Annotated in this window: 22 protein-coding genes; 7 read left to right on the plus strand and 15 right to left on the minus strand. The window is 63.1% G+C overall.

Going from position 1 to position 23,253, the window contains the following annotated elements:
• Positions 1-129: 129 nt before the first annotated feature.
• On the minus strand, positions 130-597 hold the full coding sequence (locus J4P02_RS14490; protein ID WP_426191329.1) for a ferritin-like domain-containing protein: 468 nt from the start codon (positions 595-597) through the stop codon (positions 130-132).
• A gap of 206 nt (positions 598-803) precedes the next feature.
• On the opposite strand from J4P02_RS14490, the gene J4P02_RS14495 reads away from it, so the two are divergent.
• Positions 804-1,040, plus strand: a complete 237-nt coding sequence (locus tag J4P02_RS14495) for a DUF3820 family protein (RefSeq protein ID WP_068579239.1) — start codon at positions 804-806, stop codon at positions 1,038-1,040.
• A gap of 14 nt (positions 1,041-1,054) precedes the next feature.
• The gene (locus J4P02_RS14500; protein ID WP_426191331.1) at positions 1,055-2,245 is read left to right on the plus strand and encodes an aminotransferase class V-fold PLP-dependent enzyme; all 1,191 of its coding nucleotides are present in this window, start codon (positions 1,055-1,057) and stop codon (positions 2,243-2,245) included.
• Positions 2,246-2,349: 104 nt separating this feature from the next.
• Here the strand turns inward: J4P02_RS14500 and J4P02_RS14505 are convergent, their stop codons facing one another.
• The 3 genes from J4P02_RS14505 to zwf are packed head-to-tail and all read right to left on the minus strand — an operon-like array spanning position 2,350 to position 5,202.
• Positions 2,350-3,015, minus strand: coding sequence for a bifunctional 4-hydroxy-2-oxoglutarate aldolase/2-dehydro-3-deoxy-phosphogluconate aldolase (locus tag J4P02_RS14505; protein ID WP_426191333.1), 666 nt, complete (start codon positions 3,013-3,015; stop codon positions 2,350-2,352).
• A gap of 17 nt (positions 3,016-3,032) precedes the next feature.
• Complete coding sequence (pgl, locus tag J4P02_RS14510) at positions 3,033-3,746, minus strand: 6-phosphogluconolactonase (protein WP_426191335.1); 714 nt, start codon at positions 3,744-3,746, stop codon at positions 3,033-3,035.
• Entirely contained in the window at positions 3,733-5,202 is a 1,470-nt protein-coding gene (zwf, locus tag J4P02_RS14515; protein WP_426191337.1) for a glucose-6-phosphate dehydrogenase, read from the minus strand. Before zwf ends, pgl begins: the two co-directional genes overlap by 14 nt.
• Before the next feature lie 311 nt (positions 5,203-5,513).
• Here zwf and J4P02_RS14520 point away from each other — a divergent pair, with 311 nt between their 5' ends.
• On the plus strand, positions 5,514-6,374 hold the full coding sequence (locus J4P02_RS14520) for a MurR/RpiR family transcriptional regulator (RefSeq protein ID WP_426191646.1): 861 nt from the start codon (positions 5,514-5,516) through the stop codon (positions 6,372-6,374).
• A gap of 69 nt (positions 6,375-6,443) precedes the next feature.
• Here the strand turns inward: J4P02_RS14520 and J4P02_RS14525 are convergent, their stop codons facing one another.
• From J4P02_RS14525 to edd, 11 genes are all read right to left on the minus strand, one after another.
• The gene (locus J4P02_RS14525; RefSeq protein ID WP_426191339.1) at positions 6,444-7,298 is read right to left on the minus strand and encodes a D-hexose-6-phosphate mutarotase; all 855 of its coding nucleotides are present in this window, start codon (positions 7,296-7,298) and stop codon (positions 6,444-6,446) included.
• A 130-nt stretch (positions 7,299-7,428) separates the two neighbouring features.
• Positions 7,429-8,778 carry a carbohydrate porin gene (locus J4P02_RS14530; RefSeq protein WP_426191341.1) on the minus strand — a complete coding sequence of 450 codons (1,350 nt, stop codon included), beginning with the start codon at positions 8,776-8,778 and terminating at the stop codon, positions 7,429-7,431.
• An 88-nt stretch (positions 8,779-8,866) separates the two neighbouring features.
• The gene (locus tag J4P02_RS14535; RefSeq protein ID WP_426191343.1) at positions 8,867-10,024 is read right to left on the minus strand and encodes an ABC transporter ATP-binding protein; all 1,158 of its coding nucleotides are present in this window, start codon (positions 10,022-10,024) and stop codon (positions 8,867-8,869) included.
• Positions 10,025-10,027: 3 nt separating this feature from the next.
• The gene (locus J4P02_RS14540) at positions 10,028-10,873 is read right to left on the minus strand and encodes a carbohydrate ABC transporter permease (protein ID WP_426191345.1); all 846 of its coding nucleotides are present in this window, start codon (positions 10,871-10,873) and stop codon (positions 10,028-10,030) included.
• On the minus strand, positions 10,866-11,774 hold the full coding sequence (locus J4P02_RS14545; RefSeq protein WP_426191347.1) for a carbohydrate ABC transporter permease: 909 nt from the start codon (positions 11,772-11,774) through the stop codon (positions 10,866-10,868). The genes J4P02_RS14540 and J4P02_RS14545 overlap by 8 nt, the downstream gene beginning before the upstream one ends.
• Positions 11,775-11,963: 189 nt before the next feature.
• A complete protein-coding gene (locus J4P02_RS14550; protein ID WP_426191349.1) occupies positions 11,964-13,256 on the minus strand; it encodes an ABC transporter substrate-binding protein in 1,293 nt (430 codons plus the stop codon).
• A 116-nt stretch (positions 13,257-13,372) separates the two neighbouring features.
• Complete coding sequence (locus tag J4P02_RS14555) at positions 13,373-14,632, minus strand: AGE family epimerase/isomerase (protein ID WP_426191351.1); 1,260 nt, start codon at positions 14,630-14,632, stop codon at positions 13,373-13,375.
• Positions 14,633-14,750: 118 nt separating this feature from the next.
• Positions 14,751-16,178, minus strand: a complete 1,428-nt coding sequence (locus tag J4P02_RS14560; protein ID WP_426191648.1) for an ATP-binding protein — start codon at positions 16,176-16,178, stop codon at positions 14,751-14,753.
• 31 nt (positions 16,179-16,209) lie between these two features.
• A complete protein-coding gene (locus tag J4P02_RS14565) occupies positions 16,210-16,941 on the minus strand; it encodes a response regulator (protein ID WP_426191353.1) in 732 nt (243 codons plus the stop codon).
• 120 nt (positions 16,942-17,061) lie between these two features.
• Positions 17,062-18,018, minus strand: coding sequence for a glucokinase (locus J4P02_RS14570; RefSeq protein WP_426191355.1), 957 nt, complete (start codon positions 18,016-18,018; stop codon positions 17,062-17,064).
• Positions 18,015-19,841: a phosphogluconate dehydratase gene (gene edd / locus J4P02_RS14575; RefSeq protein WP_426191357.1), complete on the minus strand. Its 1,827-nt coding sequence runs from the start codon at positions 19,839-19,841 to the stop codon at positions 18,015-18,017. Before edd ends, J4P02_RS14570 begins: the two co-directional genes overlap by 4 nt.
• Positions 19,842-20,062: 221 nt before the next feature.
• On the opposite strand from edd, the gene gap reads away from it, so the two are divergent.
• The 4 genes from gap (at position 20,063) to J4P02_RS14595 (ending at position 23,222) form a co-directional block, all read left to right on the plus strand.
• Complete coding sequence (gap, locus tag J4P02_RS14580; RefSeq protein WP_426191359.1) at positions 20,063-21,067, plus strand: type I glyceraldehyde-3-phosphate dehydrogenase; 1,005 nt, start codon at positions 20,063-20,065, stop codon at positions 21,065-21,067.
• 15 nt (positions 21,068-21,082) lie between these two features.
• Positions 21,083-21,547, plus strand: coding sequence for a methylglyoxal synthase (locus tag J4P02_RS14585; protein WP_426191361.1), 465 nt, complete (start codon positions 21,083-21,085; stop codon positions 21,545-21,547).
• A gap of 74 nt (positions 21,548-21,621) precedes the next feature.
• Positions 21,622-22,140, plus strand: a complete 519-nt coding sequence (locus J4P02_RS14590) for an RNA polymerase sigma factor (protein WP_426191363.1) — start codon at positions 21,622-21,624, stop codon at positions 22,138-22,140.
• 113 nt (positions 22,141-22,253) lie between these two features.
• Positions 22,254-23,222 carry a FecR family protein gene (locus tag J4P02_RS14595; RefSeq protein ID WP_426191365.1) on the plus strand — a complete coding sequence of 323 codons (969 nt, stop codon included), beginning with the start codon at positions 22,254-22,256 and terminating at the stop codon, positions 23,220-23,222.
• Positions 23,223-23,253: the final 31 nt, after the last annotated feature.

The following is a 23,253-nucleotide window of genomic DNA, read 5'->3' on the forward strand; positions in this document are numbered from 1 at the left end:
AACGATAGTCGGGATGCCGATGAGCGGGCACGAGCTAATTATTAGCAAGCTAACTAAGGCTCGTCCAACACTAAATCATCGGCATAAAAAAACGCCAGACTGGCTGGCGTTTTTGACAGGTTTTAGCCGTTACGAACGGGCTCGAGCCTGGTTGCGCAGGGCCTTGACCTGGTCGTGGTTGCGTTGCGCACCATGGAACTGACGCTCCACCACATCACGGATGCCGATCAGGTTGTGCTTGTTGATCTTCTCCAGCGCTTGCTTGTAGGACTTCAGGGCATGGTCCTCGCCCCGCTCGGCCTCGTTGAGCACCGCTTCCTCGTCCTTGCCGGTAACCAGCGCCTTGAGGTCGACCCAGCGCCGATGCAGGTCGCCGCTGACGCTGGTGGAGGTTTCCGGGTCGCCACCCATGGAGCGCACCACGGCCTGCAACTCGGCGGCAGCGGCGGCGCAATCGGTGGAGCGCTTGATGAACAGCGCCTTGAGCTCTGGGTGCTTGATGTCTTCGGCACAGGTCTTGAACCCTTCCTGGCCATCCTTGCTGGTCTCGATCAGGCTGTTGAGTACCGAAATCGCTTCTTTATTCAAGTCAGACATTTTCTGGTTCCTTGCGGGTTGCGAGAGTCGAATGAACTGTTGCACCTGCCATGCCAGACTTGATCTATAAATTTTTATCTTATTTTTCAATAAGTTAACTTTTTACTGAATATCTGTATCCGCGTTATTTGCATGATCTGTCATTTGGCCTGCATGCAGAATGCCTGTATTTTCCAAGGCGTTCCCCTGACTGCACAGAACCCGCCATGAACCCTGAAACACTCGAACTGCTGGTCACCCGGGAAATGCCCTTTGGCAAGTACAAGGGGCGCATCCTCGCCGACCTGCCCGGCCCCTACCTGAACTGGTTCGCCCGTGAAGGCTTCCCCAAAGGCGAGCTCGGCGGCCTGCTGGCGCTGATGCAGGAAATCGACCACAACGGCCTGTCCGACTTGCTGGACCCGTTGCGTGCCAAGCATGGCAAACCCAAGCCCCGCCATTAATAAGAGTGCCCCATATGCCAAGGACTGCCGCAACACTGGCCCGCGACGAAGATCACTGGCAGGCGATTGCCCGCCAGTTCGATCTCGAACCCGGGCCGATCAATCTGGAAAACGGCTATTTCGGACGCATGAGCCGCAGGGTCGCCGAGGACTACCAGCGCAATATCCAGTGGGTTAATCGCAGCAACTCGGTGCATGTGCGCCAGTGTTTCGAACGTACCGAGGCCTTGCTCATCCGCGAGCAACTGGCGGAGCTGCTCAAGGCCCCGGAGAACGCCGTGGCCCTGACCCGTTGCGCCACCGATGCCCTGCAATCGCTGATCCGCAACTACAACCGCCTGCAACCCGGCGACCAGGTGCTGTTCAGCGACCTGGAATACGACACGGTCAAGGGCGCCATGGGTTGGCTGGCCCGGCAGCGGGGTGTCGAGGTCATTGAGATCAAGCATCAGCACCCTGCCAGTTTTGACAGCCTTTTAGCCAGCTACAACGACGCGTTCCGGCGCTATCCACGGCTCAAGCTGATGGCCCTGACCCATGTCACCCATCGCAGCGGCCTGGTGATGCCGGTGCAGGCCATCGCCAGCGCGGCCCGCGAACATGGCGTGGATATCATCCTCGACGGCGCCCACGCCCTGGGCCAGATCGACTTCGACTTGAACCAGCTGGGCATCGCCTTTGCCGGCTTCAACCTGCACAAATGGATTGGCGCGCCACTGAGCCTGGGCTGTATCTATATCCATCCGGATCGCCTGGGCGATATCGACCCGGACATGGGCGAGTTCCACTTTCCCGCCGACGACGTACGCTCGCGCACGCCCTACAGCACCCCGAACATTCCGGCGCTGATGACCTTGCCCCTGGTCTTCGAGGAACACCGGGCCATGGGCGGCGCGGCGGCCAAGGGCGCACGCCTGAACTACCTGCGCGAAACCTGGACCGAAGCGCTGCGTGAACTGCCGGGCATCGACATTCTCACCCCAACGGACCCACGCCTGTGCTGCGCCATCAGCGCCTTGCGCTTTACCCGGCACCCGGACCAGCAAGCCCTGGTGGATCGCCTGCTGCAGGACTACAACCTGTTCACCGTGGTCCGCAACGGCGCCGGCTTCGGCCCCTGCATCCGCATCACCCCGGGGCTGGTGACGCCGCTTGGGCATATCCAGCATCTGGTCGCGGCCTTGAAGGACCTGGCCAGCCAGTGACGCCCAGGCCCTGACGGCAGAGCCTTTTCCACGGCAAAAAAAAACGGTGCGCCGACCAAGCGCACCGTAAAGCCGTAGAACACACCAACGAAACGGGTAAATCTTCAGTCCAGCAGGGCCAGGGCCTCTGCCGTGCACTCCTGGATTCGAGCCCAGTCGCCGTTCTTGATCCACTCGGGATCGAGCATCCAGCTACCGCCCACGCACATCACATTCTTCAGTGCCATGTAGCTCTTGATATTGGCCGGGCCAACACCGCCAGTCGGGCAGAACTTCACTTCGCCGAACGGGCCGCCCAGGGCCTTGATCGCCGCCACGCCACCGCTGACTTCCGCTGGAAACAGCTTGAAGCGGCGATAGCCCAGGGCATATCCCTCCATGATCCCGGAGGCGTTGCTGATTCCCGGCAACAACGGAATCGGGCTGGCCACACTGGCTTGCAGCAGGTCCCGGGTGATGCCCGGGGTGACGATGAACTGCGAGCCCGCCGCTTCCGCTGCCGCCAGCATCTGCGGGTCGAGCACGGTGCCGGCACCGGTCGCCAGTTCCGGGCGCTGTTCGCGCAGGATCTGGATCGCCTTGAGGCCGAACTGCGAACGCAGGGTCACTTCCAGGGCAGTCAGGCCACCGGCCGCCAGGGCGTCTGCCAGAGGCAGCACGTCCTGTTCCCGGGCAATGGTGATCACCGGCAGAATCCGCGCCTGGGCGCAGAGGCTGTCGATCAGGGCAACTTTGTCCGCCATGGAAACGGTCGGGGCGAGGTTTGTCATAGCGGCTGATCCTTGGCTCATGGGCACCAGTAAATCTCTAACGGGGTTTGCAGGAAGGCGCGAATCGGCATGTCGGCGACAGCGTCACCAGCCAGTGCAGCGCTCAGGGTGGTCAGCTTGGACTGACCGGAAATCGACAACAGTTGATTGCGCGCCGAGGCCAGCAAGGCCCGGCTCATGCTCAGGCGTTGACGGGGCACGCTCGGCGCCAGCATCGGCCAGCAGCGGCGAGCGCCATCGACCTTCAGCGCCTCGGCCAGGTTCGGGCTGTTGGGAAACAACGAAGCGGTGTGGCCGTCATCCCCCATGCCCAGCACCAGTACATCGATGCCCGGCAGTTCGGCCAGCAGAGCATCCGCGTGCAGGGCCGCCTCTTCCAGGTTGGCCGCGGCGTTGTAGAGGCCGAGGAAACGCGCCTTGGCCACCGGCCCCTGGAGCAGGTGGCGCTGCAGCAGGCCGGCATTGCTGTCGGCATGTTCCACCGGCACCCAACGCTCGTCCGCCAGGCTGATCAGCACTTTGGACCAGTCCAGCTCCTGCTTCACCAAGGCCTGGAAGAACGCCACCGGGCTGCGCCCGCCGGACACCACCAGGGTCGCATTGCCGCGGGCCGCGATGGCCTCGCGCAGCAGCTCGGCCACCCTCAGCGCCTGGCCCTCGGCCAGCAGCGTCGGGCTGCGCAATTCATGGGCACGCACGCCCGCAGGCAGTTGCAAATCAGATATCGCCATACCAGGACCTCCCATCCCGCGTGATCAGTGCAATGGAGCTCATCGGCCCCCAAGACCCGGCCGCATAAGGCTTGGGCGCATCACCGGATTTCTTCCAGCCGGCAATCAGCTGGTCGCACCATTTCCACGCGGCTTCGATTTCATCTTTGCGCACAAACAGGTTCTGATTGCCGCGCATCACTTCCAGCAACAACCGCTCGTAGGCATCGGGAATCCGTGCACTGCGATAGGTATCGGAAAAATTCAGTTGCAACGGGCCGCTGCGCAGTTGCATGCCCTTGTCCAGGCCCTGCTCCTTGGTCATCACCCGCAGCGAAATGCCTTCGTCCGGTTGCAGGCGGATAATCAGCTTGTTGCTGATCTGCAAGCGCTGCTCGGGGGCGAAGATATAGTGCGACGGCTCTTTGAAGTGGATGACGATCTGCGACAGTTTCTGCGGCATGCGCTTGCCGGTGCGCAGGTAGAACGGCACCCCGGCCCAGCGCCAGTTGCGGATATCCACCCGCAGGGCAACGAAGGTCTCGGTGTCGCTCTGGGTGTTGGAGTTCTCTTCCTCCAGGTAACCCGGCACCGACTGGCCTTCGCTGTGGCCGGCAATGTACTGGCCACGCACCACCTGGGTGGTCAGGCCTTCCGGGCTGATGGGCGCCATGGCCTTGAGTACCTTGACCTTCTCATCGCGGATGCTGTCGGCGGACAGATCGGCGGGCGGGTCCATGGCAATCAGGCACAGCAGCTGCAGCAAGTGGTTCTGGATCATGTCGCGCAGCTGGCCGGCCTTGTCGAAATAGCCCCAGCGGCCTTCGATGCCGACCTTCTCGGCCACGGTGATCTCCACATGGGAGATGTAGTTCTGGTTCCACTGGGTTTCGAACAGGCTGTTGGCGAAACGCAGGGCAATCAGGTTCTGCACCGTCTCCTTGCCCAGGTAATGGTCGATGCGGTAGATGCGGTTTTCCGGGAAGAACTGGGCCACCGCGTCATTGACCTTGCGCGAGGAATCCAGGTCCGAGCCGATGGGTTTTTCCAGCACCACGCGGCTGTTCTGGTTGAGCCCGACCTTGGACAGGTTCTCGCAGATCGCGCCATACACCGCGGCGGGCGTGGCGAAGTAGGCGATCAGGCGCTGTGCGCTGCCGGCCTGTTCGGCCAGGGCCTGATAGTCCTCGGCCTTGCGAAAATCCACATGCAGGTAGCTCAGGCGGGCAAGGAAACGCTGGAGGATTTCAGCATCGATGGACGGCTCGCCCACATAGCCCCGCAGCTCGCTTTCGATATGGGCCAGGTGCTCCTGCGCAGTGCCCGGCTCGCGGGCCAGGGCCAGAATCCGCGTGTCTTCGTGCAGCAGGCCGGCGGCATCGAGTTGGTACAAGGCAGGAAACAGCTTACGCAGCGCCAGATCGCCCAACGCGCCGAACAGGGCAAAGGTGCAGGGTTCAACCGTAATCGAAGGCATGATGTTTGTTCTTTTATCAAGTTAAGCTACAAATACCTTTTTTCAAGGTATCACTCAAGGAAAAATGTAGTAATAAACACAACATTTTTACAAAATACAGATTCCAGGTGGTGGTCGCTCCGGGCCATCAGTAGGATAGGCCACCTCTCAACTTCGCATTGCAGGCACGGCACCGCCTCGGCATCCAGCGCAATCACCGGCAACTTGAAGGCCGCGTCGGCCAACCGACCCCTTCTGCCCGCCTGAGCTGCCCGCCCCCGGTTCTGCCCTCTGCGCCTGTCTAGCCGATCTAGGAAACCTGAATGGACCGAGTGCGCAACCTTCTGGAGCAGATCCAGAGCCGCCTTGAAGAACTCAACAAGGCGGAACGTAAAGTGGCCGAAGTCATACTGCTCAACCCGCAGCAGGCGACGCGCTTCAGCATTGCCGCACTGGCCCAGGCCGCTTCGGTCAGCGAGCCGACGGTCAATCGTTTCTGCCGCTCCTTCGGTGTCAGCGGCTACCCGGAACTCAAGCTGCAACTGGCCCAGAGCCTGGCCAGCGGCGCGGCCTATGTCAGCCGCGCGGTGGAAGCCGACGACAACCCCGAAGCCTACACGCAAAAGATCTTCGGCAGCGCCATCGCCTCGCTGGATAGCGCCTGCCAGGCCATCGACCCGAACCTGGTCAGCCGCGCCGTGGACCTGCTGATCCAGGCCCGGCAGATCCACTTCTTCGGTCTTGGCGCCTCGGCCCCGGTGGCCCTGGACGCCCAGCACAAGTTCTTCCGCTTCAACCTGGCAGTCAGCGCCCATGCCGATGTGCTGATGCAGCGCATGATTGCCTCGGTAGCCCATACCGGCGAATTGTTCGTGATCATTTCCTACACCGGCCGCACCCGCGAGCTGGTGGAAGTGGCGCGCATCGCCCGGGAAAACGGCGCCTCGGTACTGGGCCTGACCGCCGCCGGCTCGCCCCTGGCCAAGGCCAGCACCCTGAGCCTGAATATCCCGCTGCCGGAAGACACCGACATCTACATGCCGATGACCTCGCGGATCATCCAGCTCACGGTACTGGACGTACTGGCCACCGGCATGACCCTGCGCCGTGGCGTGGACTTCCAGCCGCACCTGCGCAAGATCAAGGAAAGCCTCAACGCCAGCCGCTACCCGGTGGGCGACGAGTACGACTGAAACACTCCCCCTCCTGCGCCAGGCCGTGCTCCATCAGGGCCGGCTGGCAGACACTTGCTCCGCGCCTCTCTACAACGCCGCCCGCGCCTGCAAGCTCAGGTGCGCCTGCTGCCCCGGCGCCAGGCACAGGCTATCGGTGCCCCCGGCTGCGGCTTCCACACAGACGAAACGCGACACCTCGTTCCAGCTCACCCCGAGCAGGGGCCGGGTTCCGGGGTGCCAGACCACGGTATCGGCGTCTTCCCCGGTATCGATGCACAGTTCGCGCTGCCAGGCATGATCCTTGATCTGCAATTCACCCTCATGCTGGAACACCCGCTGACAGCCACCCTCCACCCGCAACTCGCCCTGCTGCTGGCAGGCCTGGCGGCTCAACTGGTCGTAGCCTTGGGCGCCATCGAGCCCAGACAGCGCTATCTCACCGACATCGCCAATACGCCAGTAGGCGTGCAACGCCTGGCTCAACTGGCAGGGCTCAGTGTCTTGATGCTCGGTGCTCAAGCGCAGCTCCATGCCCTGCCCCAGGTGCGCATGCAGCTCGACCTTCCAGTCGCATAGCTGCAATTGCCAGTGCAGGTGCACGCCGTCTTCAGCGCTGCCGCTGTCCAGCAGTTTCCAGTCCAGCAGCCGCGCCCAGCCATGGGAGGGCCAGGCATTTTCGCTGGGATGGCGGCCATACCAGGGCCAGCACACCGGCACCCCGCCACGGATAGCCCCCACTTGCGGCCACTTGGCGGCGCACCACAACCAGGGTTTCTGCCCGCGGGGCTGGAAGTGCAGCAACTGCGCACCCTGGCGGCTGAACACCGCCTGGCACAACGGGTGATCGATCACCAGCACGTCGCGCATCTGGTAGCGCTCCCAGGCGAACACCGGGCGCTCGCGCAAGGATTTGAAAAAACGTTGCAGGGGATGCTCATGCATGGGCCGCGGTCCTGGAAAACACTGCTGTCTCGATAGTCATCGACGGGCTGCGCAACCCTCACAAAAAAAAGCGGACGGCCTGGGCCATCCGCAATATGCGCATAGAGAGAAGGAGCTTATCGCAACAGCGTTAGAACACCGACTGAATTTTCAGCCCGGCCACCAGTGCGTTGTCGACCTGGTCCACACCGCCCGGATGGGTGATGTATTGCAGGTTGGGGCGCACGGTCAGCCAGTTGGTCACGTGGAAGCCGTAGTTGATCTCGTAGTTGTACTCCGTGTCCCGCAGCGGCATGTACAGCGGGTTGTCGTAGTTGCTGACACCGTTGTCGGCGTTGATCAGCTCGGCGTTCTTCTTCACGTCGTCGTTGACATGAATGCGGGCGAACCCTATGCCCACGTCATCCTTGGGACGAGCATCGAAGGGCCCCTTGTAGACGAACATCAGCGACTGGTAGTTGTCGACGACGTTGGTGTCCTTGTCGTGGAAGGTGGCGTTGGCGGCGATATTCAAGCCGCGGGAGGCATCGCCATTGTGGGTGGTGAGCTGCTGCTGGGCGACGAACCAGTAGCCGTGCTTACTGTTGTGCACGCGGTAGGCGTCGCCCGTATCCGCGGCATCCAGACCGTTGACGTCCTTGCGAACGTCATTGGCCTCGGCCGTGCTCTTGTAGTAGCCCACACGGTACTCGCCCGGCAGGCTGTTGACCTTCGGCGACCACACCAGCTCCACCGGCAGCACTGTGCCTTTGGTGCCACTGCCGCTGAGTTTGAAGCCGTTGCCGTGCTCCAGTTGCGAAGGGTTCTGGTTGTAGGCACCGATCTGCGCATACAGCTCGGGGGTGATGTGGTACTTGATGCGCAGCGCCGCCTGGCTTACCGGCCAGTTGTACCAGATGCCGGTGGCCCAGTTACCCACCTGGGAGCCGCAGAAGGCCAGGTTCTGGAACTCGCAAGGGAAGGTGTTGAAGTCTTCGCCCTCGCCGAAGTAACCGGCCTTGACGTCCAGCTTGCCGTCGAGGAACTGGTGCTGGATCCACAACTGGGTCAGGCGGACCATGTGGCCGCGACCGTAGACTTCCTGGGACGAGCTCAGGGTGCCGGCGCGCGGGTCGCCGATACGGTCGTTGGAGATGTTCTGGCCATTACGGTTGGTCAGCTGGATCTTGGCCTGGGTGTTGTCCCAGCCCAGGAGTTTCTGCAGGTCCAGGGCCACGCCCAGGCCGAACTGGTCGCTATAGCGCCCGGTCTTGTCATCGTTGTAGCCGCCATGCAGGTTGGCGCCCATTTCACCGACATAGTCGGCCTTGATATCCACCCCTTGCTCCAGCAGTCGGGTGCGCTCGCCGCCCCAGTCGCCGGTCATCCATTTGGAGTCGCTGCTGAAGGCGTCGTCGGCCATGGCCTGGCCGGACAGCACCAGGGCCGCCGCTACCGACAACTGGCAGAGCAGGCGGTTACTACTGTGTTGCTTTTTCATCCCTACATCCTCGTCTTTATTGTTATTAACGATTTATCCAACGCGGTTTACAGCCGGTGCGGCGGATAACAGGCCATCCGCCACGGATTCAACGCCCCTTGAATTGCGCCACCTTGCCGCTTCGAGCCTCGGCCGCTGGCTTGGCGGTTCCCAGGCGCTCGCCGCTCTGGGCGTCGAACAGCAGGACCCGGGCCGGGTCCAGTTGCAGGGTCAGGCTTGTCCCGGCTTCCGGGGCCTGGTCCGGCGCCAGGCGGCAGCAGACCTTGGTGCCATTGAGGGTGACGAACACCAGGGTGTCGGGCCCGGTAGGCTCCACCACCTGGACTTCGGCGCGAATGGTCGGCAGGCCATTGGCTTCAGCCGGGGCCAGGGCAATCTGTTCCGGACGAATGCCAAGGATCACCTCGCGGTCTTCAAGCCCGGCATCCTGCGGCCCCAGCGGCAACTCGCAACGGGCCTGGCCACTGTCCAGCAGGGCCAGCAGGCGGCCGTCCTGGCGTTGCAGGCGCAGGGGAATGAAGTTCATCGGCGGCGAACCGATAAAGCTCGCCACGAACAGGTTCGACGGATCGTTGTAGATCTGCTGCGGCGTGCCGAACTGCTGGATGATCCCGTCCTTCATCACCGCCACCTTGTCGCCCAGGGTCATGGCCTCGATCTGGTCGTGGGTGACGTACACCGTGGTGGTTTTCAGGCGCTGGTGCATCAGCTTCATTTCGGTACGCATCTCGACCCGCAGCTTGGCGTCGAGGTTGGACAGCGGCTCGTCGAACAGATAGATCTTCGGCCGCCGCGCCAGGGCCCGGCCCATGGCCACCCGCTGCTGCTGGCCACCGGACAGCTGGCCCGGCTTGCGCCCCAGCAGGTGCTCGATCTGCAGCAGCTTGGCCACCCGCGCCACTTCGGCGTCGATCTCGGCGGCGGGCATCTTGCGGATCTTCAGGCCGAAGGCGATGTTGTCGCGCACGTTCATGGTCGGGTACAGCGCGTAGGACTGGAACACCATGGCGATGTCGCGATCCTTGGGGCTCATGCCGCTGATGTCGGCGTCGTCCACCAGGATCGCCCCGCCACTGATGGTTTCCAGCCCGGCGATGCAGTTCATCAGGGTGGATTTACCGCAGCCGGAGGGGCCGACGAGAATCAGGAACTCGCCGTCGTCGATCTTCAGCTCGATGTTCTTCAGGGTGTCCGGCAGGCCGGCACCGTAGGTCTTGTTGACGTTGCGTAATTCGAGAGTTGCCATGCTTTACCCCTTGACCGCGCCGGACGTCAGCCCGCGCAGGAAATACTTGCCGGCGAAGATGTAGACCAGCAGTGTCGGCAGCCCGGCGATCATCGCCGCCGCCATATCAACGTTGTATTCCTTGACCCCGGTGCTGGTGTTCACCAGGTTGTTCAGGGCCACGGTGATCGGTTGCGCATCGCCGCTGGCGAATACCACGCCGAACAGGAAATCGTTCCAGATCTGGGTGAACTGCCAGATCAGGCACACCATGATGATCGGTACCGACATCGGCAGCAGGATCTTGCCGAAGATGGTGAAGAACCCGGCGCCGTCCAGGCGCGCGGCCTTGACCAGGGCATCCGGCACGCTCACGTAGTAGTTGCGAAAGAACAGGGTGGTGAACGCCAGGCCGTAGACCACGTGCACCAGCACCAGGCCGGTGGTGGTGTTGGCCAGGCCTAACTTGCCCAGGGTGAAGGACGCGGGCAGCAGCACGGTCTGGAACGGCAGGAAGCAGCCGAACAGCAGCAGGCCGAAGAACAGCTGCGAACCACGAAAGCGCCACATCGACAGCACGTAGCCGTTCATTGCACCAATAAAGGTGGAGATCAGCACCGCTGGCACGGTGATCTTCACCGAGTTCCAGAAGTAGCCGCCGACAGTGTCCCAGGCCTTGATCCAGCCGATGCCGTCCACCACCTGGGGCCAACTCAGCAGGTTGCCGGTGCGGATGTCTTCCGGGGTCTTGAAGCTGGTCAGCAGCATCACCACCAGTGGCACCAGGTACACCGCCGCCGCCAGCAGCAAGGTGGTGTAGATGGCGATCCGACTGAAATTCAGGGTCGGTTTCCCCAGCGAGTTAGTCATGGCGCTTGCCCCGCAATTCGGAGTACAGGTACGGCACCAGGATGGTCAGCACGGCACCCAGCATCAGCATGGCGCTGGCCGAACCTATGCCCATCTGGCCGCGGCTGAAGGTGAAGGAATACATGAACATCGCCGGCAGGTCGGAGGAGTAGCCCGGGCCGCCTGCGGTCATCGCCGCCACCAGGTCGAAGCTCTTGATGGCGATATGGGCGAGGATCATGAAGGCACTGAAGAACACCGGGCGCAGGCTCGGCAGCACGATCTTCAGGTAGATGGTCGGCAAGCTCGCGCCGTCCACCTGAGCCGCGCGGATGATCGACTGATCGACGCCCCGCAGGCCAGCCAGGAACATCGCCATGACAAAGCCCGAGGCCTGCCACACGGCGGCGATCACCAGGCAGTAGATCACCCGGTCCTGATCCACCAGCCAGTCGAGGCGAAAGCCCTCCCAGCCCCAGTCGCGAAGCATCTTGTCCAGCCCCAGGCCAGGGTTGAGCAGCCACTTCCAGGCGGTGCCGGTAACGATCATCGACAGCGCCATGGGGTACAGGTAAACGGTGCGAATGAAGCCTTCCTTGCGGATGCGCTGGTCCAGCAACACCGCCAGGAACACCCCCAGCACCAGGCTGATGCCGATGAACAGGCCGCCGAACAGCGCCAGGTTCTTACTCGCCACCCACCAGCGATCGTTGTCCAGCAGCCGCAGGTACTGCTGCAGGCCAACCCACTTGTAGCTCGGCATAAAGCTGGAACTGGTGAAGGACAGAATGAACGTCCAGATGATGTAGCCGTAGAACCCCACCAGCACTATCACCATGCTCGGCGCCAGCACCAGCTTGGGCAGCCAGCGCTGCAGTGCATCCAACGGTGAGGCTTTGCTGAAAACCGCCACAGAGCTCATCGAAATAACCCAGTTGAAGGAGTGAAGTCCGACGCGCCCACTGTAGGAACGAGCTTGCTCGCAATAGCGATCCAACCGTCGACACCCAGGGTGAATGTCAGGCCGTCATCGCGAGCAAGCTCGCTCCTACAAAGGGAGGGGGAAGCGTCGTCAGATAAATTGCCGCGGGCAGGCCCGCGGCGCTCGGAGTTACTGCGCGGCCTTGACCGCCGAAGCCAGTTGCGCACTGGCCTTGGCCGGGTCCGCATCCTTGTCGTTCATGAAGTTGGTCACGACGTCGAAGATCGCCCCCTGCACGGCCAGGGAAGTGGCCATGTTGTGGGCCATGCTCGGCTGCAGGCCGCCAGTCTTGTCGTCCGCCAGGAAGTCCTTGGCCGAGGCCTGGGCGCAGGAGTCGAAACCTTCGGCACTCATGTCGTTGAGCATGTCGGTACGCACCGGGATCGAACCCTTGTTGATGCTGAAGACCTTCTGGAAGTCCTTGCCCAGGGCAACCTTGGCCAGGTCCTGCTGGGCGGCGATATCACCCTTGCGATCGGCCTTGAGCTTGAACACTGCCAGGGAGTCGATGTTGTAGGTGAAGGCCTTGTCGGTACCCGGGAACGGCACGCACTGGTAGTCCTTGCCGGCGACTTTCTTCGCCGCGGTCCACTCGCTCTTGGCCCAGTCACCCATCATCTGCATGCCGGCCTTGCCGTTGATCACGTCGGCGGCGGCGATGTTCCAGTCACGCCCGGCACGGTTGGGGTCCATGTAGCCGGTGAGCTTCTTCAACTCGGTGAAGGCCTTGGTCATCTCGGCGCCGGCAAGGGTTTTCTGGTCCAGGTCCACCAGGGCTTTCTTGTAGCCCTCGGGGCCCATCACCGAGAGCACCACGTCTTCGAACACGGTGCTGTCCTGCCATGGCTGGCCACCGTGGGCCAGGGCGATGAAGCCTGCGGCCTTGAGCTTGTCGCCGGCAGCATAGAATTCTTCGAGGGTGGTCGGGGCCTTGTCGATCCCGGCCTTCTTGAACACTTCGGGGTTGATCCACAGCCAGTTGACCCGGTGGATATTCACCGGCACCGCTACGTAGTCGCCTTCGTACTTGACGGTATTGGCCACCTTGGACGACAGCAGGCCGTCCCAGTTTTCCGCCTTGGCCACATCCTTCAGGGTGTCGGTGCTGAGCAGGCCGGTGCTGCCCCATTCCTGGATGTCCGGGCCCTTGATCTGCGCCACCCCCGGCGGATTGCCGGCCACGGCGCGGCTTTTCAGCACGGTCATCGCGGTGGAACCGCCACCGCCGGCCACGGCACCGTCCTTCCAGGTGAAGCCGTCTTTTTCCACTTGGGCCTTGAGCACATCGACAGCGGCCTTTTCGCCACCCGAAGTCCACCAGTGAACCACTTCCACGGAACCTTTGGAGTCGGCGGCCAGGGCACTCAGGGGAAACAGGGAGGCAAGGGAAATGACAGTGGCGAGGCGAGAAATCGCATTCATCTGAAGTACCTTTCTTGTTGTTATGCATGCAAGTCTGGTGCTTGCGCTGCACACGAGTCTAAACAGCCTAGTTGACCCTTCGGGTAACGAAGCGATGGTGAAATGTCACGACATAGTTACACAGGGCCCGGGGCAGAGGCCTCGGCCAATGCCGCCGCCAGGCTCGGGGCCAGGGGCAGACGGGGAATCAGCAGGGCCTGCCAGGCGTGATAGAGGTCCGGCTTGCCGCCCCAGATCTCAGCGGCGGGCAGGTTGTCCGGGCCCAGTTCGTGATGCCAACTGCCCTGTTGGCGGTCGATGAAGTACAGCTCGCAGAACTCCCAGAACCGCCGATACCAGGTTTCGTATTGCTCCTCGCCGGTGCGCCTGAGCAGGGCACTGGCGGCAGCGCTGGCTTCAGCGTGGGTCCAGTGCAAACGTTGACGAACCACCGGGCGATTGTCCCAGTCCAGGGTGTAGACGATGCCCGGGGCAGCATCCACCGCCCAACCGTTGCGGCAGTTGCTGGCGAACAGTCGCTGCGCATCCAGCACCAGCCAGCCCGGGGTCAGCATGCCGGCGCGCACTCGCGATGCCTCCAGGTGCAGCAGCAGGCGCGCCCATTCGAAACCATGGCCGGGGGTGGTGCCGAAGGGGCGGAAACCGTCGGCCGGACAGGCCCGGTTGTAGTCCCGCAACGGCTGCCAGGCCAGGTCGAAATGTTCGATCACCATAAAGTCGTTGGCCGCGGCCTGCTGGTGAATCAGCCGCTCGACGATGCGCAAGGCGCGGTTGAGCCAGCGCGGGTCTTGGGTGGCATCGGCCAGGGCCAGGAAGGCTTCGGTGGCGTGCATATTGCTGTTGGCCCCGCGATAGGCTTCCGGCTCGCTCCAGTCGCGATTGAAGGACTCGCCCATGGCGCCCTCCTCCTCGCTCCAGAAATACCGCTCGATGATCCGCACCGCCTCGTCGAGCAAGGCCTGTGCGCCGGGGCGCCGAGCCTGCAGCGCCGAGCTGGCGGCCAGGGCGACAAAGGCATGCAGGTAGGCGGCCTTGCTGCCATTGCCATCGGCCTGATTGGCCACGGCGAACCAGCCGCCATGCTCGGCATCCCGCAGTGGCCCCATCAGGGCCGCGATGCCGTGGTCCACCTGCTCGGCATAACCTGGCAAACCCTGGATATGGGCCAGGGCGAAACTGTGGGTCATGCGTGCGCTGTTCATGGTTTCAGCGTGGCTATCGGCGGGCAAGCGGCCTTGCGCATCGAGGTTGCCAAAGCCTTCGGGCAGGCGCGAAGCCTTGGCAAAATCCAATAGCCGCAGGCCTTCGGCGGCCAGCCATTGCTGATGGGCGGGCGAGTTCAGCCAACTGCCAAAAGGCAGGGAAAGAGTGTCCATGGACGACCTGTTGTTGTTCTTGTCGAAGGCCTGAGTCTAATCAAGCGTTTGCCAGCGGCAGGTAACGAAGGGCACCGCGAATGTCACCAGATGGTGACACTCAAGGACGCTTACATCCTCAATCGGCGTTGCGCGGCAGGTAGAGGGTCACCCGCAGGCCGCCTTCGCGCAGGTTCTGCAAGCTCACTTCGCCGCCATGGCTGTGGGCGATATTGCGTGCGATGCCCAGGCCCAGGCCGTAGCCCTGCTGCTGGCCGGAAAGACGGAAATGCGGCTCGAAAACCTGCTCCAGGCGCTGCTCCGGTACGCCGGGGCCTTCGTCGTCCACATGCAGGACAAAACCGTGCTCGTCGTCCTCGATGTACAGGTGGGCGTTCTGCCCGTACTTCAGGGCGTTGTCGATCAAGTTGCCCATGCAGCGCTTGAGTGCCAGGGGCTTACCCGGGTAGCTGTGCAGCGCCCGCCCCTGCTGGGTCACCCGGCCATTGCCCTGGGGCGCGAGGTAAGGTTCCACCAGGCAATGCAGCACATGGTTGAGGTCCACCGGCTCGATGTTCTCGTGGATATCGGTGTCCTTGACGCATTGCAAAGCGCCCTTGACCAGCAGCTCCAGCTCGTCGAGATCGCGACCGAACTTGGCCTGCACTTGTTCGTCCTCCAGCAGCTCCACCCGCAGGCGCAAACGGGTGATCGGCGTACGCAGGTCGTGGGAGATGGCGCTGAACAACTGGCTGCGCTCAGTCAGGTAGCGGCTGATGCGCTCGCGCATGCTGTTGAAGGCCCTGCCCACTTCCACCACTTCACTGCCGCCGCCCTCGGCCACGGGTTCCACATCGGCCCCCAGGGACAACTCCCGCGCCGCCCTGGCCAAGCGCTTGAGGGGCCGGCTCTGCCAGTGCACCAACAGGCCGATGAACAGCAGCAGGAAGCCGCTGGTCAGCAGAATGAACCACAGCTGCTGCGTCGGCAGGCCCTGCTCTTCGAGGCTGGTGTAGGGCTCGGGCAACAGCGAGGCGATATACAGCCATTCGCCCGGGGCCATCTGGATCTGGGTCACCAGCACCGGCGGGTTCACCGGCTCCAGGGTCAGGGCGTAGTGGGCCCAGGAGCGAGGCAATTCATCGAGCTTGAGACCACCATTGAAGATCCGCAGGTCATCGGGGCTGACAAAGGTCACCGACAGGTCCGCATCATTGCCCAGAGACTGGCGCAGCACCTGTTCCACCGCCTGCAGCACCGCCTGCTTGCGTGGGGTGATGGGCAGTACCTGCATGCCCAGGGGCTTGTCGTTGAGGGTCACGACAAAACGCGTACCGCCCATACTGCGCAGCTGATCGAGCACCAGCGGCCGGTAGGCCACCGGCAACGAGCGCAGGTAGCTGACACTGGCGGTCATCGAATGGGCCAGGCTGCGGGCACTGGTCACCAAGCCTTCAAGCTGGCTGGCGCGCAACTGCGAGACCCAGATCACGCTCGACAAGGCCTGGGCGAACAGCACCGCCAGCAAGGTCAGCAGCAGCATCCGCCCCAGCAGCGAGCGAGGCATCGGCAGGCGTCGCAACAGGCTGCGCAATGCCTCAGTGGCCATTGCCGGCAATCACATTGGCTGCCAGCTGATAGCCGCTGCCACGCACGGTACGGATCAGCCGCGGCGGTTTTTCCGTGTCCCGCAGGCGCTGGCGCAGGCGACTGACCGCCATATCGACAATGCGGTCCAGGGGCATCAGGTCGCGCCCGCGGGTGGCATTGCCGATGGTGTCGCGATCGAGGATTTGCTGCGGGTGATCGAGGAACAGCTTGAGCAGGGCGAAGTCGGCGCCGGAGAGGATCACTTCCTCGCCGTCGTTATGGAACAGCCGATGGCTGATCATATCCAGGCGCCATTCGTCGAAGCACAACACCTCGCCGGCGATCCGCTCCTGTGCGAATTGCACGCGGCGCAGCAGGGCCTTGATCCGCGCCTGCAACTCCCGGGGGCTGAAGGGTTTGCCCAGATAATCATCGGCACCCAGCTCCAGGCCGATGACCCGGTCGGCCTCGTCGGAGCTGGCGGTCAGCATGATGATCGGCACCTGGCTGCACTTGGGATGCTGGCGAATCCAGCGGCACAGGCTGAAGCCGTCTTCGTCCGGCAGCATCACATCGAGGATCACCAGGTCGCTCTGGGCATCGTTCAGGGCCTGGCGAAAACCGGCGCCATCAGCGGTACTGCGTACCTGGAAACCGCAGCGGCTGAGGTAGGTTTCCAGCAGTTCGCGGATTTCCTGATCATCGTCAACCAACAAGATCGACTTACTGACTGAACTCACCGGGGCCGTCCTTATTGTTAGGCAGGGAGCGCGATTATGCCTGATGGTGAATAGCCTGTTAGGGCCTCTTCGCTGGCAAGCCAGCGCCTACATACATGGCCCCTGCCGGCGAACACCGCGTCAGGCCCGGGCCTGCTCCAGGGCCACGCCGGCACCGGTCAGCCCGGAGTAAGGCGCGGTGACCAGCCATACCGGAATGCCCTTGAAGTAATCGCTCATGCAGCCCTTGTCGGCAAAGCTCTTGGCAAAACCGCTGCGCATGAAGAAATCGGCAAAGCGTGGAATCACCCCGCCCACGATATACACCCCGCCGCGAGCGCCGGTGGTCAGCACGTTGTTGCCCGCCACCCGACCCAGCCAGCAGCTGAACTGCTCCAGCACTTCCCGGGCGATGGGATCGCCGGCCAGCCCTGCAGCGGTGATGGCTTCCGGGGTGTCGAGCAACGGCTGATGGCCGTCCACCGCACAGATCGCCCGATAGACCCGGGGCAGGCCGCCGCCGCTCAGAGCGGTTTCGGCGCTGACGTGGCCGATCTCGTCGTGGATGTGCTGCCACAGCTGGGTCTCCCGCGGGCTGCTCAGGGGCAGGTCGACATGCCCGCCCTCCCCCGGCAAGGCCATGTAGCGGCCGTCGCCGAAATTCAGCAGGGTGCCGACCCCAAGGCCGGTGCCCGGGCCTATCACCACCGCCGGCCGCGAAGGCTCGGCAACGCCTTCGCAGACCACGCGAAACTCCCCCGGCTGCAGGCGGGTCATGCCCAGGGCCATGGCCGAGAAGTCGTTGACCAGCAGCAGTTGGTCCACCTGCAGGGTCTGGCAGAAGGCCTGGCGGCTCAGGCGCCAGTGATTGTTGGTAAAGCGAAACTCGTCGCCGCTGACCGGACCGGCCACCGACAGGCACACCGAACCAATGGCCCCCAACGCCAGGCCCTGGCCTTGCAGGTAGGCCTGGATGGCTTGTTCCGGGCTGCCATAGTCCGCCGTCGCGTGGACTTCGATGGCCTCCAGTTGTTGGTCTTTCCACAGCGCGAATCGCGCATTGGTACCACCGATGTCACCGACCAGGGCCAGTTTCAATTAAGCGTCTCCAGAGCAGAGGTAAAGGCGCTGGCGCCCTGCTCTGCCGAGCTGAAGGCCATGCGCATGAAGGCGAAGAGTTCGCGGCCGGTGCCGATATTGTTGCCCAGCAGGCCCTGGGCCGGTTCCCGGGCGGCGAATTCTGCGGCGTCTACCTTAAGCTCCAGGGTGCCCTTGACGCCATCCACGCGGATGATATCGCCATCGCAGACCCGCGCCAGGGCACCGCCCACCTGGGCTTCGGGGCTGACATGAATGGCCGCCGGGATCTTGCCCGAGGCACCGGACATGCGCCCGTCGGTGACCAGCGCCACCTTGAAGCCGCGGTCCTGCAGCACGCCGAGGAACGGCGTCATCTTGTGCAGTTCGGGCATGCCGTTGGAGCGCGGCCCCTGGAAGCGCATCACGGCGACGAAGTCCTTCTCCAACAGGCCGGCCTTGAACGCATCGGCCAGGTCCTGCTGGTCCTGGAACACCACCGCCGGGGCTTCGACGATCTGATGTTCCGGGGCTACCGCGGACACCTTCATCACCCCACGCCCCAGGTTGCCTTCCATGACCCGCAGCCCGCCTTCCGGGGAGAAGGCCCGGGCCACCGGCCGCAGGATGTTTTCGTCGAGGCTTTCGATCGGGCCATCGCGCCACACCAGCTTGCCGTTGTCGAGGAACGGCTCCTGGGTGTAGCGACTGAGGCCCGGGCCGGCCACGGTGTTGACGTCTTCGTGGAGCAGGCCGGCTTCCAGCAGTTCGCGGATCAGGAACGACATGCCGCCCGCCGCCTGGAAGTGGTTGATGTCGGCCTTGCCGTTGGGATAGACGTGGGACAGGGTCGGCACCACCTCGGAGAGGTCGGCCATGTCCTGCCAGGTCAGTTGGATGCCCGCTGCCTGGGCGATGGCCGGCATGTGCAGGGTGTGGTTGGTGGAGCCACCGGTGGCGTGCAGGGCAACGATGGAGTTGACCAGGCAGCGCTCGTCGACGATTTCGCCAATGGGCATGAAGCTGCCGCTCTGCTTGGTCAGGCGCGTGACCTGTTGCGCCGCCTCATGGGTCAGGGCATCGCGCAACGGCGTGTTGGGGTTGACGAATGAGGCCCCCGGCAAGTGCAGGCCCATGACTTCCATCAGCAACTGGTTGGTGTTGGCGGTGCCGTAGAAGGTGCAGGTGCCCGGGCTGTGGTAGGACTTCATTTCCGACTCCAGCAGCTCTTCGCGGCTGGCCTTGCCCTCGGCGTAGCGCTGGCGCACATCGGCTTTCTGCTTGTTGGAAATCCCCGACACCATGGGCCCGCCCGGCACGAAGACCATCGGCAGATGACCGAAGCGCAGCGCGCCCATCATCAGGCCGGGAACGATCTTGTCGCAGATCCCCAGCATCAGTGCGGCATCGAACATGTTGTGCGACAGCGCCACCGCAGTGGACAGCGCTATCACCTCGCGGCTCGGCAGGCTCAGCTCCATGCCGGCCTCGCCCTGGGTCACGCCATCGCACATGGCCGGAGTGCCGCCGGCGAACTGGCCCACCGAGCCGATCTCGCGCAGGGCCTGCTTGATCTGCTGGGGAAAGTGCTCGTAGGGCTGGTGGGCCGAGAGCATGTCGTTATATGACGAAACAATCGCCACGTTGGCCGCGTTCATCATCCGCAGGCTGTGTTTGTCTTCGGCGCCACAACCGGCCACGCCATGGGCGAAGTTCGCACATTGCAGCTTGCCACGCTGTGGGCCATCGCTGGCGGCACCGCGGATCAGGGCGAGATAGGCCTGGCGAGTGGCGCGACTGCGGGCGATAAGCCGTTCGGTGACCTCAAGAACGCGGGGATGCATGTGTAGAACTCCAGGCTAACGGATGTGGCGACCTGTTTGTCTAGCTTGCCCAGAAAGCCCCGGCGCGGGAGCGCGGAGGGAATTCCTGACCATTTGGACCAGTTGATTCAGGTCACTCGTTGTAGATAAAACAAAATATTGCCACTAAAAAGGCTTGTTTTCTATTTCTATGCGAATAATCTTGTAATTCCAATAACAAATTCAACGACAGGCGTTTAAATATGACTCTTCGAATCGCTATCAATGGTTTTGGCCGTATTGGCCGTAACGTCCTGCGCGCACTCTATACCCAAGGCTATCGCCAGGATCTGCAGATCGTCGCCATCAACGATCTGGGTGACAGCGCGATCAATGCCCACCTGCTCAAATACGACACCGTCCACGGCACCTTCGATGCCGAAGTCGCGCACGATCAGGAAAGCCTGACCGTCAACGGTGACCGCATCGCCGTCAGCGCCATCCGCAATCCGGCCGAGCTGCCCTGGGCCGCGGAGAAGATCGACGTGGTCTTCGAATGCACCGGCCTGTTCACCGACCGCACCAAGGCGGCGGCCCATCTTACTGCCGGCGCCCGCAAAGTGATCATCTCGGCACCGGCCAAGGGCGCCGACGCCACGGTGGTCTACGGGGTCAACCACGACATTCTGCGCCAGTCGCACCAGATCATCTCCAATGCGTCGTGCACCACCAACTGCCTGGCCCCGGTGGCCCAGGTGCTGCACCGCGAACTGGGCATCGACAATGGCCTGATGACCACCATCCACGCCTACACCAACGACCAGAACCTCACCGACGTCTACCACAGCGACCCTTACCGCGCCCGTTCGGCCACCCAGAACATGATTCCGAGCAAGACCGGCGCCGCCGAGGCGGTGGGCCTGGTGCTGCCGGAACTGGCCGGCAAGCTGACCGGCATGGCGGTGCGGGTACCGGTGATCAACGTGTCGCTGGTGGACCTGACCGTGACCCTCAAGCGCGACACCACTGCCGAAGAGGTCAACGCCCTGCTCAAGAGCGCCAGCCAGCACTCGAAGATCCTCGGCTACAACACCCTGCCGCTGGTTTCCAGCGACTTCAACCACAACCCGCTGTCGTCGATCTTCGATGCCAACCACACCAAGGTCAGCGGCGGCCGGTTGCTCAAGGTACTGGCCTGGTACGACAACGAGTGGGGCTTCTCCAACCGCATGCTGGATAACTGCCTGGCCCTGTGCAACGCGGAATAACCGGGACACTCGCCGATGATAGGTATCAGTTTCCGGCACACGACCATGGCGGCGCGCAAACGCATCGCCCTGGTCGCCCACGATCACTGCAAGGCGTTTCTCCTGGACTGGGCCGAGCGGCAAAAAACGCGCCTGGCCGAACACCAGCTGGTGGCCACCGGCACCACTGGGCTGCTGCTGAGCAAGCGCCTGGGGCTGCCGGTGGAAAGTATGATCAGCGGCCCCCTGGGCGGCGATCAGCAGTTGGGCGCACAGATTGCCGAACAGAAAGTCGACCTGCTGGTGTTCTTCTGGGACCCCTTCGAACCCCAGCCCCACGATCCGGATATCAAGGCCCTGCTGCGTGTGGCCGCGGTGTGGAACATTCCGGTGGCCTGCAACGAATGCAGCGCCGACTACCTGATCAGCAGCCCGCTGATGAATCAGCCCCATGAACACCGGATTCCCGACTACGCGGCCTACCTGGCCGGCCGGGAATAATTCACGCAAGGCTTGACCACTGACGCAGATGACAATCATTATCATCTGCTGCTCAAATTGGATCAGGCCTTGCTGTGAGTCAATCGCACTTCAATCACGTGTTCCTCGCTCAACGAATTTCTCTGCTGCGCACGCTGGAGCGGATGGTCAACAACCACAGCACCGCCGAAGACCTGCTGCAGGAAACCTACCTGCGAGTGACCCGGGCCCTCAGCGAGCGGCCCATCACTCACCTTGAGCCCTTCGTGTTCCAGACCGCGCGCAACCTGGCGCTCGACCACCTGCGCGCTCGGCGCATCCAGGGCCGCACCCTGCTCGAGGACGTGCCGCCGGAGGTGCTGGAAAACGTTGCCGCGCCGGTCAGCAGCGCCGAAGACGCCGCCCACGCCGAACAATTGCTCGAGCGCCTGAATGTCAGCCTCGGCCAGCTCAGCCCGCGCCAGCAGCAGATCTTCATCCTCAGCCGCCTGCACGGCCACAGCTACCAGGAAATCGCCGACGAACTCGACGTGTCCCTGAGTACGGTGCAGAAGGAATTGAAACTGATCATGGCCATCTGTGTCGGCGTCGCCGAACGCCTGGACGGCCAGTGAGTCTCACCTGCCAGGCAGAATGACTGCGTCAGCCCCGGCCCTTTGTTAACCTTGGCCGGCTTTCGCTCTCTCTCGAAAAAACAGCTGCGCACAGACACAGCCAAGGAACACCCGTGACGGATTCCCACAGCGCCGAGCCGCCCAACGCCGCCGGCCCGCACTCAAGCAAGCTGGCCATGGATCAGGCCTTGGACTGGCTGATTGAGCTGGAACACCCGAATGAAGAGCAACTGCGCCAGTTTCATCAATGGCTGGCAGCTTCAGCGCTCAATGCCCAGGCCTTCGAAAAGGCCCAGGCAATCTGGGACGGCCCGCAAGTGCTGCTGTGTGCCCAAGCCCTGGCAACCCCGACGAAGATTTCCCGCCTGGCGCGCCTGCGCCCGCATTGGAAGCCCCTGGCCACTGCCGCGGTGCTGCTGCTCGGGCTGTTCAGCTTCAGCAACCTGCCGCTGCGCCTGCAAGCCGATCACCTGACCCTGGTGGGCGAACGCCAGCGCCTGCAGCTGGAGGACGGCTCCCGGGTGTTGCTCAACACCAACTCGGCCTTCTCCAGCAAGATCGACGATCACCAGCGCGTGGCCCGGCTCTACCAGGGCGAGGCGTTCTTCGAGATTCCCGGCAATCGCGACCTGCCCCTGGAGCTGGACGCCGGCCCGGTCAAGGCCAGCGTGCGCGACACCGCCTTTGCCGTGCGCTACCTGGACGGCATCGCCCAGGTCCAGGTGCAGCGTGGCGCTATCGACCTGCGGGCGACCCACGCCGACCAGCGCATTCGCCTGAGTGCCGGGGAAAGCGTACGAGTCGGACCCCAGGGTTTCGATCGCCCGGCGCGGCTCGACGCCGGCAAGGAACTGGCCTGGATCGACGGTCGCCTGGTGTTCGAGAACTGCCCCCTGAACCAGGTGCTGACGGAACTGCGGCGCTATTACCCGGGCTGGATAGTCAACACCAACGAGCAACTGGCGAATGTCGCGGTTACCGGCAACTACCGCCTGGACCAGCCCCTGGATGTGGTGCGTTCCCTGGCCCACATCACTTCGGCGCGGCTTGCGGAATTCCCGGCGCTGGTGATTCTCAACTGAGAACAATTATTTTTACGCGATAGCCGCGGGT

The sequence above is a fragment of the Pseudomonas sp. NFXW11 genome (assembly GCF_049887815.1).
In the GTDB taxonomy this organism is placed as follows: Bacteria; Pseudomonadota; Gammaproteobacteria; order Pseudomonadales; family Pseudomonadaceae; genus Aquipseudomonas.

Bases quoted from the DNA above. Each gene is read 5' to 3' on its own strand.
- J4P02_RS14490 (WP_426191329.1), bottom strand. From the start codon at position 597: ATGTCTGACTTGAATAAAGAAGCGATTTCGGTACTCAACAGCCTGATC.
- J4P02_RS14495 (WP_068579239.1), top strand. From the start codon at position 804: ATGAACCCTGAAACACTCGAACTGCTGGTCACCCGGGAAATGCCCTTT.
- J4P02_RS14500 (WP_426191331.1), top strand. From the start codon at position 1,055: ATGCCAAGGACTGCCGCAACACTGGCCCGCGACGAAGATCACTGGCAG.
- J4P02_RS14505 (WP_426191333.1), bottom strand. From the start codon at position 3,015: ATGACAAACCTCGCCCCGACCGTTTCCATGGCGGACAAAGTTGCCCTG.
- pgl (WP_426191335.1), bottom strand. From the start codon at position 3,746: ATGGCGATATCTGATTTGCAACTGCCTGCGGGCGTGCGTGCCCATGAA.
- zwf (WP_426191337.1), bottom strand. From the start codon at position 5,202: ATGCCTTCGATTACGGTTGAACCCTGCACCTTTGCCCTGTTCGGCGCG.
- J4P02_RS14525 (WP_426191339.1), bottom strand. From the start codon at position 7,298: ATGCATGAGCATCCCCTGCAACGTTTTTTCAAATCCTTGCGCGAGCGC.
- J4P02_RS14530 (WP_426191341.1), bottom strand. From the start codon at position 8,778: ATGAAAAAGCAACACAGTAGTAACCGCCTGCTCTGCCAGTTGTCGGTA.
- J4P02_RS14535 (WP_426191343.1), bottom strand. From the start codon at position 10,024: ATGGCAACTCTCGAATTACGCAACGTCAACAAGACCTACGGTGCCGGC.
- J4P02_RS14540 (WP_426191345.1), bottom strand. From the start codon at position 10,873: ATGACTAACTCGCTGGGGAAACCGACCCTGAATTTCAGTCGGATCGCC.
- J4P02_RS14545 (WP_426191347.1), bottom strand. From the start codon at position 11,774: ATGAGCTCTGTGGCGGTTTTCAGCAAAGCCTCACCGTTGGATGCACTG.
- J4P02_RS14550 (WP_426191349.1), bottom strand. From the start codon at position 13,256: ATGAATGCGATTTCTCGCCTCGCCACTGTCATTTCCCTTGCCTCCCTG.
- J4P02_RS14555 (WP_426191351.1), bottom strand. From the start codon at position 14,632: ATGGACACTCTTTCCCTGCCTTTTGGCAGTTGGCTGAACTCGCCCGCC.
- J4P02_RS14560 (WP_426191648.1), bottom strand. From the start codon at position 16,178: ATGCCTCGCTCGCTGCTGGGGCGGATGCTGCTGCTGACCTTGCTGGCG.
- edd (WP_426191357.1), bottom strand. From the start codon at position 19,841: ATGCATCCCCGCGTTCTTGAGGTCACCGAACGGCTTATCGCCCGCAGT.
- gap (WP_426191359.1), top strand. From the start codon at position 20,063: ATGACTCTTCGAATCGCTATCAATGGTTTTGGCCGTATTGGCCGTAAC.
- J4P02_RS14585 (WP_426191361.1), top strand. From the start codon at position 21,083: ATGATAGGTATCAGTTTCCGGCACACGACCATGGCGGCGCGCAAACGC.